Annotated in this window: 12 protein-coding genes and 1 pseudogene; 8 read left to right on the top strand and 5 right to left on the bottom strand. The window is 59.2% G+C overall.

Annotated features, from left to right (window positions below; genetic code table 11):
• The first annotated feature begins 2 nt into the window (after window positions 1-2).
• The 5 genes and pseudogenes from FJ546_RS29000 to FJ546_RS29020 form a co-directional block, all read left to right on the top strand.
• Complete coding sequence (locus FJ546_RS29000) at window positions 3-905, top strand: peptidylprolyl isomerase (protein WP_140892558.1); 903 nt, start codon at window positions 3-5, stop codon at window positions 903-905.
• Between the two features lie 10 nt (window positions 906-915).
• Window positions 916-1,200 (top strand): hypothetical protein, encoded by a 285-nt coding sequence (locus tag FJ546_RS29005; protein ID WP_140892560.1) that lies wholly within the window; start codon window positions 916-918, stop codon window positions 1,198-1,200.
• Window positions 1,201-1,202: 2 nt separating this feature from the next.
• The gene (gene glp, locus FJ546_RS29010) at window positions 1,203-2,447 is read left to right on the top strand and encodes a gephyrin-like molybdotransferase Glp (RefSeq protein WP_140892562.1); all 1,245 of its coding nucleotides are present in this window, start codon (window positions 1,203-1,205) and stop codon (window positions 2,445-2,447) included.
• Between the two features lie 92 nt (window positions 2,448-2,539).
• A complete protein-coding gene (locus tag FJ546_RS29015) occupies window positions 2,540-3,073 on the top strand; it encodes a DUF2478 domain-containing protein (RefSeq protein WP_181168133.1) in 534 nt (177 codons plus the stop codon).
• 80 nt (window positions 3,074-3,153) lie between these two features.
• Window positions 3,154-3,366, top strand: a pseudogene (locus tag FJ546_RS29020) (IS3 family transposase); the annotation flags it as partial.
• A 487-nt stretch (window positions 3,367-3,853) separates the two neighbouring features.
• Here FJ546_RS29020 and ric read toward each other — a convergent pair.
• Complete coding sequence (gene ric, locus FJ546_RS29025) at window positions 3,854-4,549, bottom strand: iron-sulfur cluster repair di-iron protein (RefSeq protein WP_140892565.1); 696 nt, start codon at window positions 4,547-4,549, stop codon at window positions 3,854-3,856.
• Window positions 4,550-4,840: 291 nt separating this feature from the next.
• Here ric and FJ546_RS29030 point away from each other — a divergent pair, with 291 nt between their 5' ends.
• Both FJ546_RS29030 and FJ546_RS29035 read left to right on the top strand, forming a co-directional pair.
• Window positions 4,841-5,323, top strand: coding sequence for a hypothetical protein (locus tag FJ546_RS29030; RefSeq protein WP_140892567.1), 483 nt, complete (start codon window positions 4,841-4,843; stop codon window positions 5,321-5,323).
• The gene (locus FJ546_RS29035; RefSeq protein WP_140892569.1) at window positions 5,320-5,928 is read left to right on the top strand and encodes a BRCT domain-containing protein; all 609 of its coding nucleotides are present in this window, start codon (window positions 5,320-5,322) and stop codon (window positions 5,926-5,928) included. Before FJ546_RS29030 ends, FJ546_RS29035 begins: the two co-directional genes overlap by 4 nt.
• Window positions 5,929-5,973: 45 nt before the next feature.
• Here FJ546_RS29035 and FJ546_RS29040 read toward each other — a convergent pair whose 3' ends face one another.
• The 4 genes from FJ546_RS29040 to FJ546_RS29055 all read right to left on the bottom strand — a co-directional run bounded on the left by FJ546_RS29040 (window position 5,974) and on the right by FJ546_RS29055 (window position 8,406).
• Entirely contained in the window at window positions 5,974-6,432 is a 459-nt protein-coding gene (locus tag FJ546_RS29040) for a hypothetical protein (RefSeq protein ID WP_140892570.1), read from the bottom strand.
• Window positions 6,429-7,160 carry a metallophosphoesterase gene (locus FJ546_RS29045; RefSeq protein ID WP_140892572.1) on the bottom strand — a complete coding sequence of 244 codons (732 nt, stop codon included), beginning with the start codon at window positions 7,158-7,160 and terminating at the stop codon, window positions 6,429-6,431. Before FJ546_RS29045 ends, FJ546_RS29040 begins: the two co-directional genes overlap by 4 nt.
• A 187-nt stretch (window positions 7,161-7,347) precedes the next feature.
• Entirely contained in the window at window positions 7,348-7,887 is a 540-nt protein-coding gene (locus FJ546_RS29050) for a hypothetical protein (RefSeq protein ID WP_140892573.1), read from the bottom strand.
• A gap of 15 nt (window positions 7,888-7,902) precedes the next feature.
• Window positions 7,903-8,406: a hypothetical protein gene (locus FJ546_RS29055; protein ID WP_140892575.1), complete on the bottom strand. Its 504-nt coding sequence runs from the start codon at window positions 8,404-8,406 to the stop codon at window positions 7,903-7,905.
• Window positions 8,407-8,723: 317 nt separating this feature from the next.
• Here FJ546_RS29055 and FJ546_RS29060 point away from each other — a divergent pair, with 317 nt between their 5' ends.
• Window positions 8,724-9,128 (top strand): HNH endonuclease, encoded by a 405-nt coding sequence (locus FJ546_RS29060; protein WP_246687009.1) that lies wholly within the window; start codon window positions 8,724-8,726, stop codon window positions 9,126-9,128.
• Window positions 9,129-9,164: the final 36 nt, after the last annotated feature.

Here is a 9,164-nt window from a genome sequence, read left to right on the forward strand (position 1 = left end):
TCATGGCAGCGCTCGTCATCAATCACGCGACCGGCCGCGTTCCATCGTCCGAACACCCGCACGAACACCGACCTGCAGCCCCCGACACGGCGCCGTCCCGCGAGCGCGTCGCGATGCCCCCGGTCACTGTCAACGGCGTGGCGATATCGCGGAAGGCGATCGCCGCCGAGGTCCAGAACTTTCCTGCCCGCAATCCCGGTGAGGGCTGGCGTGCCGCAACCGGTGCGCTCGTCATTCGTGAGTTGCTCCTGCAACAGGCGAGGCGACTCGATATCGTTTCGGAGCAGAGGGTCGACCAGGATGGGCGCAGGGAGACCGTCGAGGATGCGCTGGTACGCGGGTTGATCGAGCGCGAGGTCCGGGTTCCGGAGGCGGATGAGAAGATGCTGCGCCGTTTCTATCAGAACAATCTCCGCCGCTTCATGACGCCATCGCTTTGTGAGGTCGACCACATTCTCATCGGCGCGCGCCGCGATGAAGTCGAAGCCTTCGCCGCGGCGCGAGAAAAGGCGCTGTCGCTGAGATTGGCGCTGGAAACCGCGCCGGAGCGTTTTGCAGCTGTGGCGCGGGACTGCTCGGATTGCCCGTCTGGGACCATCGGCGGTAGTCTTGGCCAGATCGGGCCGGGCGACACCACGCCGGAGTTTGAAGCCGCTCTCGTCAATCTCGTCCCCGGGGACATTTCACCTCCGGTAGAGACTCCCTATGGCGTCCATCTCATCCGTCTGACGCGGCGGATCGAGGGCCGCCAGCTCCCATACGAGGTCGTGCGGGAGCGCATCGCCTCGTACCTGGCCGAGCATGTCAGTCGGCAGGCGAGCGCGCAATACGTGTCTCTTCTTGTCGGGCAGGCGAATATCAGCGGTATCGAGATCGACGGCTCATCAACGCCATTGGTACAGTGAGGATAATGCGATGCTCGGAAACCTCATCGCCTCGCTCGACGATCCAAAAGTCGCAATGGCTCTCTTCGCAGCGTTCGATGAGCCCGTCTTGCTGGCCCGCCTGGCTGCGGCGGCTGACGCGTCCGGTCGCTTGCCGTCCGAGATCGTCGGCGCGGCCGTTCGCAATTTCGTGGATACGGCATCTGAGGATCATTGGACCCAATTGATAGGGCTCATGAATCGAGCGAAGGATCCTGGCCTCGCGGCGATGCGTGCAATTCTCGAAAAGTCCCTGCCGGGGACCAAGGGGATCTGACGATGGGTGCGCTAGGCAAGAGCTGCTTCCACCCAAGCGTGCAGACAATGTCGTTTGAAACCGCACGAAATGTTGCCGTCGCGCTTACCCAACCGCTTACCAGGCAGGAGGACGTGCCGTTGGCGCGTGCCTTGGGACGCATCTCGGCCGCGAAGGTTCGCGCTCGGAGTGCACTTCCCTCATTCGATCAGGCGGCGATGGACGGATATGCCTTCCGCTCAGGCGAGAAGGGCCTCTCTATGGTCCTGCCCATTGCCGGGCGCACGTGCGCTGGTGACAAGCCGGGTGTACTGGCGCGCGGGACAGCCCATCGCATTATGACCGGCGCCGCATTGCCGGCCGGCGCGGATACCGTCGTTATGCAGGAGCATGCAACCCGGAGAGGCGATTGCGTGCAGTTTGGCCTCGACATAGAAACCGGCACGCACATTCGACGGTCTGGCGAGGACGTAAAACGGGGAACAACTGTCCTCCAGCCTGGCTGTTTGATCGGCTGGCCCGAGGTTGCGCTTCTAAGCGCGCTTGGCATTGCGACCGTTTCGGTTGCCCGTCCCTTGCGGATCGTGGTGCTTGCGACCGGATCAGAGCTCCGGGACGTAGGCGAGGCGCTTCCGCCTGGCGCAATCTACAATAGCAATGGCCCCATGCTCAGCGCGCTGCTGACGGGGCCGAACGCACATGTTACCTCCCTGACCGTCCGTGACGATCTCGATGCCACTACGCACGCGCTCGAAAGCATAGCGGGATCGGCCGACCTCATCGTCGCGACTGCGGGGATGTCAGTGGGGGAAGAAGACCATGTGCGAGATGCCGTCATACTTGCCGGAGGCGGCCTCGACATCGTCAGGGTGGCGATGAAGCCCGGCAAGCCGCTGGCGATCGGCACGCTTGCAGGCGCCTATTTCATAGGGCTCCCAGGCAACCCGCAAGCCGCAGCATTTGGCGCGCTCGCTTTCGTGCGCCCGATGATGGATGCACTTCTCGGTCGGTCTCCGGCGAACCGCACTACGGCCGAGATGGCGTTCACATATCCCCGCAAGCTGGATCGAACTGAACTGCTGCCGGTCCGCTTGAATATTGAGCAGGGCAGGTTGATCGCACACCGTAGTGGGCCGGCAGGCTCGCACAGAATGATGCCACTTCTGGCCGCCGACGCAGTGGCCGTTGTTCCAGGCGCTGCGACGCCCATGCAGGCCGGCAATTGTCTGGAAGTATTGCCCTTCAGCCGAACTTGCCCGAGCGGATGAGCGATGCGGTCAACGCGAAATGCTCCAGCTTCTCTCGGGGGCCAGCCCAAGACGAGGCCGACAATCGAAACCCCCGCCTAAGGAATTCCGATATGCAGAGCAATACAAGCCATCCCATGACTGCCATCGTCTATTCTGATGGTCCGCGATTCGAGACGGTCCTGCGCGAAGTCACAGCTGCTATGGCCGACCAGGGAATGAGACTGGCCGGTTTGGTTCAACACAGCCGCTCAAATCCCGATCGCCGGAAATGCGACATGCTCTTGCAGGATCTCGCGATGGGAGAACTTCATTTGATATCGGATGATCGCGGCGCCCACGCCAGCGGCTGCGTCTTAAACACGGATCGGTTGCTGCGCGCGTGTGAGACGGCGCAGGCCGGACTATCGGATCGAACCGACCTTCTCGTACTCTGCAAATTCGGAAAAGCCGAGGCTGAAGGCGGTGGTTTCAGAACTTTGATTGCAAAAGCGCTTGAGCTTTCTGTTCCTGTTTTGATTGGCGTGCCCCTCATCAATCTGTCGCCGTTCAGGGAATTTTCGGCAGGGTTCGCACGGGAAATCGATGTGACCGAGTTCGGCACCGATTGGCGCCCCGTTGCGGCTGACCTTGCGCCTCAAATCTAGTCCGGTTTGAATTTCGTTCTGGCCCATCGAGAGGACCAGGACATGAAGTGCAGCCATTCTCTGAAGAGCAGATCAATTGAATTTTGAACAAGCATGAGGGGGGCGGTCGCCGATCTGGTGCGGAAGCACGGCGTCAGCGATGCTTCGATCCATAACTTGAAGGCCGCTTCAGCGGGATGAATGTCTCCGAGGCTGGGCGACAGGGAGCTGAGGGCGAGAACACGCGGCTGAAGCAGGTTCTGGCCGACGCCATGCTCGACAATTCCGCGTTGGAGGATCTCGTGGGAAAGAAATGGTGATGCCCGTCCAGGTGCGACCAAGCACGCAGATCAGGTGATCGAACGAGAGGCGGCCCGGGCCAATGGCAATGGGCGATTGCGGCTCGTGGGCGTCGGTTTCGCGGCACGAACAGGCTGTGGCGCCGGATGTGGCAGATCTCGCGCACGAGTCTGTGCGGTCGGGACGATCCGCCACCTCGATGTCGATGGCCGACAGGATCCGGAAAGACAATTGGCTAAAGGCCTGCGCGATCGGCGTGGAGCAGATCGCGCCGGTTGGATCGCCGCTGTCGAGGGCCGACATGCGCCGCCGCCATAACATCGGCACGGGTGGCGCCGGCACCAGGTACCGCACTAGACCAATGCCACTTCGCATTTATGCGAGTTGGTGTTGACGACAACAGTGTGGCAGCACAGCGATTACCTCGCCCAGTGCTAAGCCCATTAGTCGACGATTCGCCAAGCGATCTACTTAGCTGAATTCGTCATTAACGTTGGGCGGCTAGGCGCGGCTTTCCGTTGCCGCGAACCGCGGAAACAGGATGTTGTTCTCTAGGTGGATATGCTCCATCAGGTCCTCGGCAAGTTGGGCCGTTCCGACGTATAGCGCCTGCCAGGAGCGGCAGGCTCCGTCGGGCGTGGCGAAGTCGTAGGTGAGGCTTTCGATGAGCCGAAGCAAGGTGCCCTGGTCGTCGTGCTCGTGCCGCAGTTCCGAAATCGGGATATCGAACTTGCCATTGGCCCACTGCCGCATTGCCGGAAACAGAATGGCCTCTTCCTTGGCCATGTGCTGCTCCAGTTCGCTCTGCATCTGCCGTAACGCATCTGAAAGGCCGGCCGGCACCTTCGGATGCTCGCGATGCACCGCCTCAACCTTACGCGACAGCGCGATGAGCTCGGGCAGAATGCGGCGGTGCGCCTCGTGGTAGCAGGCTTCGATGTGGTCGATCAGTTCGTTGCTATCCATCGAAGCCGGTGCGGCTGTTTCCCCGGCGCCAGTACAAAGCGCCTCCAACGCGCGTTCAAGCTCGTCGGGATCGACTCCGCGCCGGTGCGCGGCGGCGTCGAGGGTGAGATCGCCGTTGCAGCAGAAGTCGATCTTGAACTTGCGCAATACGGCAGTGGCGCCAGGCAGGGTAGCGGCTATGTCGCCGACGGTGCGCTCCCATAGTTCTGGGCTTGGGATTTGGGTGGTCATGACGAATCTCCATGCATGTTCAACACAACGGCCTTGAAACTCAGAGCGGACTCATTCGGCGCAACCCACCGTTGAGGCCGAAATACTGCAAACCGTTGAGCCATGAATTGCCCAGATAAAGGTTCGGGTCTTTGCGCTGGAACAAAGAGGGTCAAACTGTAGCCCGACTCGAGGGAGTATCCGCAGACATTCGACGAAGCGAAGACCATTATCGATTTGTCTGCGATCGAGCCGCGACCTGGCTGTTCCGGTTCTTGGGTACGCCTCAGCCCGCCGCAGGTGTCTTGCGCAATGGTCGTGTTCCTTTGCGTGTCGTCGATGACAATGGATACGACTTGGCTCGCGCGAGATCTGGGTCGGGCTGAATGCTGTTGCCTTTTTCTCGAAGTCTATCCGCAACAATTCAGTTCTTGTGAACTGATGTCATTGCGCCGAAGACTGGTCGCAAATATGCTTCATAAACTGCTGCTCAGGGAGGGGATGACGGTGGGGTCAGATGAATTGAAGTACGGCAGATCTGCGCTTGGGCGAATCCACGCGAAGAGCAACCGTCGAAAGGCCGAGACATACTGGCTCGGTTTTCTTGAAGGTGTTCTGGCCAGCGAATCCATTGAGAGCCTGGAGGTCGCGTCGATCCGGGCCGAGGCCGAGCAGTTCCTCCAGCTTTTGGCGACGCCGACGCCGCCGACCTTATCCAGGACCTGGACACCGCGTATGGTGATTACCTTGGGGAGATTTTCGACATCATCTCCGGAATCGTCGACTATCGCTTGAGACCGTTCTCTGAGAGCAGCCCAAATGACTGCTGCAACAGGTTCTTTGGCTTCTGTGCCGGGATCGCCTGCGACAATCGCCTGAAGATCAAAGAGGTCGAAAAGCTGATCGACCGCATCGACAGGGACGCTCAGCTCCTCGATGATGCCAGGATTGCGGCTTTGAAGCGTGTGGCGTCCAGGGCGATATCGGACGGGCACCTATCGATAGAGGAACAAGAAGACATCGGCGAATGGATAGTTCGTTTGGTCGGCGATAGCTGCGCAGACACCGGCTTACCAACGTACGGGAACACGCCATCCATAGACGGCGTCTTGAGAGATTCGAGCATGCTGGTGTTCGAGAACTCGGGATTCGTAGTGACTGGCGCCTTCAGTCTGGGTCCTAGAAAGGTTATCGAGGGGTGGATTGTGGAGCGGGGTGGGCTGGTCTCCAGAAGCGTCTCCCGCAGCACCGACTATCTGGTCATAGCCGCGATCGCTTCGCGCGATTGGCTCCGTAGCCATCAAGGAACCAAGATCATCGAAGCCCTGAAGCTTCGCGAGAAGGGCGGAAGCATACATTTCGTGGAAGAGCTTACTTTCCGGAAGGCGCTGGGCTTCTGACGTAGTCTGCCGGACGGCGAGGTGGCGACTGCAGTCCGGATGGCTCTAGCCGCCTTCGCGCTCCTCCTGGACAACGACCAGATCGTCGGCGTCCTCGTCGTACTCGTAGGCAACGCCGTCCTGCCTGATGCCACCCTCATCTGGCGGCAGGGCGGCCGCTCCGTCAGCATGGTCTTCACATCCGACGTAAAGCCATTGCTTATCGCGAAGACTTCCCGGCTTGCCGCACGCCTCGCAAAATCGATAGGACCGCGAATTCGCGAGAATCTCCGCCCTGTCCAACGCGAGGCGGATCTCGGGAGTAACGGTGCCTGCTGCCGTTGCGTCAATCCTCAAGCTTCCGTATTTTTGGTAAACCCGCAGTCGAGTGTCCGCAGGCAAGGCCCGGACTACCTCGCTGAAATATTGATCCAGAACCAGTTCCCAGCCGGCACCGCACTGGAATGTCATCGTCGTCAGAATGAGGTCCGGATATTTCGCCTTCAGCCGGATAAAATCGGTCATTCGTCTGCGTCTCTCGTGTAACCTCGATGCTTCCGCCCGAAGTCGTAGCAATCAGGAAGTGAAAGGTTGCGTTCATCGGCGGATATCGCCAGACAGGTCAGCCTGCCAGAGGCATAGGCACCCGTGTCTATGGCGATCCGACAGGGCCTCGAGTCTGGCATGCTGTCCGACGTCGGAGTGTGCCCGTGCGCGATGATGTGCGACAGCTGCCCCTCATGATCGAGGAATCTGTCCCGGATCATCATCAAGTCCTTCGGGGCCTGGTCCCCGATGGAACGCGTAGGATCGATTCCTGCATGAACATAAGCGAAGCGATCGTCGACGACGATCGGTGAGGCATCCTTCAGCGCCTGCAGGGGATGCGGATGGTTGGCGCGAAAGATCGTCGCGGCATCCCGGATGTTACCGACGGACAGGAGGCCGTAGGATTCCATCGTCTGATAGCCGCCGATCCGCATCAGCCATCTGCCGAACCTCTTCTCGTCAACCTGGTCGGCGGTCATGATGTCCAGGAAATAGGCGTCGTGGTTGCCCTGGATCAGCCGTGACAGCGGCCACCGGGCGGGGGTGTCGCAGACGAGATCCATCGCTTCCCGGCTGCAAGGGCCACGGTCGACGATATCGCCGAGGAACAGCACCCGAGGTTCGGGACCGGATGCATGTGCGTCCGCGGCGATGGCGGCAAGAAGTGGCTCGAGGAGGTCAGCACGCCCGTGAACGTCGCCGATGGCCTAGGTGGTCTTGGGCGCGCATCATTCCTCCATAGCTGTCAGGGTGACTCGTATAAGGGGGTCTTGCTCCGGCGTGTCGCTGAACATGAGCGGCGATCACCAAAGATGCGAAGAATCCAGCACCTGTCCGGGCGCGTTCTACATCGTTGACACGGTAAACTGAGAGGCCGTGAGAATGCGCGAGCTATGCGGCGAATTTGGTATTCGCGCGCCAGACGCGCCACGTCTTAGCAAGGAAGAAGGCGGTGATGAGCGGCCATGCGACATGTCCCCATGACTGAATGATCGAGGGACAAAAATAATACAGGCCGTGAGCGTTGATCTCGTCAGTTCCGCTCATGCAATGGGTAATGGCAAAGCCATCCACTGACTTCCAAAGGAAGTCGAAGTGAGGACGGGATGCGCATAGGTCGCGCGGAGCCAAGATCGTAAAATACTGGATCGAGAAGATTGCCGCCAAGAGTGCGAGGAAAACAAACAAGACTGCAACTATTGGCCTTTGACCGTTGGTCCATCCAAGCGTTTGCGACGCGAGCGGCAGACGGGTTAGCCACGATGCCTGCATGAACAGATAAATGCTTACGAAGACCATGGCGATTGGACCCAACACAATGAGGTAAATCGCCGTCAGCTTCTGAGGTATGTGAGAACCCACCTCACGACCGGGTCTTTCCAATACGGCATTTTGAAACCAGAGGGGGCTTGTTGGTCGTCCATCCTGCATCTCTAAAGCCGAACTCTATTCGCACAACTTCCTGATCTCTTTCGAGATCGCCGCCTTGAGCGCGGTGACGATCCCGTCCTTGAAGGGGTCCAACAGATCTTTGAATTTTCCGCCTGTCTCGATGATCTTTGCGTCCAAAGAAATAATCTTGCAGCCCCGCAAATCCAACGTCGCATCCAGGTGTACGGTCGCGGAGACATCCCCTCTTAGAAGCGCGTTGTCAGAAGTTTGGCAAGCCAAACTGGCAGTGGTCGATAAATTGGCGGTGTCCTTGGCAATGCTAAGTTGAAGCGTTTCTATGTGGGCTTCCTTGAATCGGTCTATCCCTACAGATACGCCAAATTGCTTTACATGAAGAGATTTGCACGGCTGGACGGCCTCTATGGCCTTGGCGAGGATGTCGGCTGAGTAGGCTGCCTGAGGCATTAGGACACAGGCCGCTGCTGTGGCCATTTGAGCACCCAGTTTGAAGCGTCGTTCCATCTTGAGTGCTGAAGCCCGCAATTGGTGGGCGATCATCGTCGGTTCGACATGCCGCCCATGCTTGTCGCTGATTTTCTACCCTGCCGCTCTTTCGTATCCCCGCGAGCCGCAATGATGAAGTGAAGCCATCCATCCATCCGTACACTACTTTGATGCATCGGAATTACAATGTTTGGGCTGGAATTTCGCAAGGCTTGGCTCCATGAGCAGCGAAAGCTTGGCCTCGCTGAATTCGCCGGCGTCGATACGCTCCCTGTTGCAAATTTGATCCTCCGTTCGATGCCGCAATGGTCAACCTTTCATAAACCTGTTCTGCTACTCCCGTTGTTTTGGGGACTGGGACACGAGCAGAAATGGATCAACCTATTGCCGCTGGTTCGTGGCACGAAATACGCCTTCTTGTTCTTGAGCGTGACAACTACCGTTGCGTCGCGTGCTCGACCCCGGTGAAATCGGCCGAAGCGGATGTCCATCACCTGTTGCCCAGATCGATGGGTGGAACGGACGAGCTCTCGAACCTGGTCACTCTTTGCGATGGCTGCCACGCAGTCCATCACCCAAACTTGGCTGGCGGCCTTGCGAGACGGGTTATTGAGCGATGGGCGGTCAGGCTTGCCCGTTGGTTGGACACTGAGGGCAAGATTTCTGAGGGCGTTGGCAATTTCGGCCCGGTCCTCCGCCTGTTCGGGAAGGATCGCTTCCGCGAAGGCCAATTGCTGTCAATGCCGCTCGAATTTTCCCCAAAAGTGCCGAAGTAAAATTCCCCAGTTTCGCCGCTCAGGCTGTCGCGGCGG

The sequence above is a fragment of the Mesorhizobium sp. B2-4-19 genome (genome assembly GCF_006441315.1).
Lineage (GTDB): Bacteria > Pseudomonadota > Alphaproteobacteria > Rhizobiales > Rhizobiaceae > Mesorhizobium.

Bases quoted from the DNA above. Each gene is read 5' to 3' on its own strand.
- FJ546_RS29050 (WP_140892573.1), bottom strand. From the start codon at position 7,887: ATGCAGGATGGACGACCAACAAGCCCCCTCTGGTTTCAAAATGCCGTA.
- FJ546_RS29015 (WP_181168133.1), top strand. From the start codon at position 2,540: ATGCAGAGCAATACAAGCCATCCCATGACTGCCATCGTCTATTCTGAT.
- FJ546_RS29005 (WP_140892560.1), top strand. From the start codon at position 916: ATGCTCGGAAACCTCATCGCCTCGCTCGACGATCCAAAAGTCGCAATG.
- FJ546_RS29060 (WP_246687009.1), top strand. From the start codon at position 8,724: ATGGATCAACCTATTGCCGCTGGTTCGTGGCACGAAATACGCCTTCTT.
- FJ546_RS29040 (WP_140892570.1), bottom strand. From the start codon at position 6,432: ATGACCGATTTTATCCGGCTGAAGGCGAAATATCCGGACCTCATTCTG.
- ric (WP_140892565.1), bottom strand. From the start codon at position 4,549: ATGACCACCCAAATCCCAAGCCCAGAACTATGGGAGCGCACCGTCGGC.
- FJ546_RS29055 (WP_140892575.1), bottom strand. From the start codon at position 8,406: ATGATCGCCCACCAATTGCGGGCTTCAGCACTCAAGATGGAACGACGC.
- FJ546_RS29000 (WP_140892558.1), top strand. From the start codon at position 3: ATGGCAGCGCTCGTCATCAATCACGCGACCGGCCGCGTTCCATCGTCC.
- FJ546_RS29030 (WP_140892567.1), top strand. From the start codon at position 4,841: ATGGTCGTGTTCCTTTGCGTGTCGTCGATGACAATGGATACGACTTGG.
- glp (WP_140892562.1), top strand. From the start codon at position 1,203: ATGGGTGCGCTAGGCAAGAGCTGCTTCCACCCAAGCGTGCAGACAATG.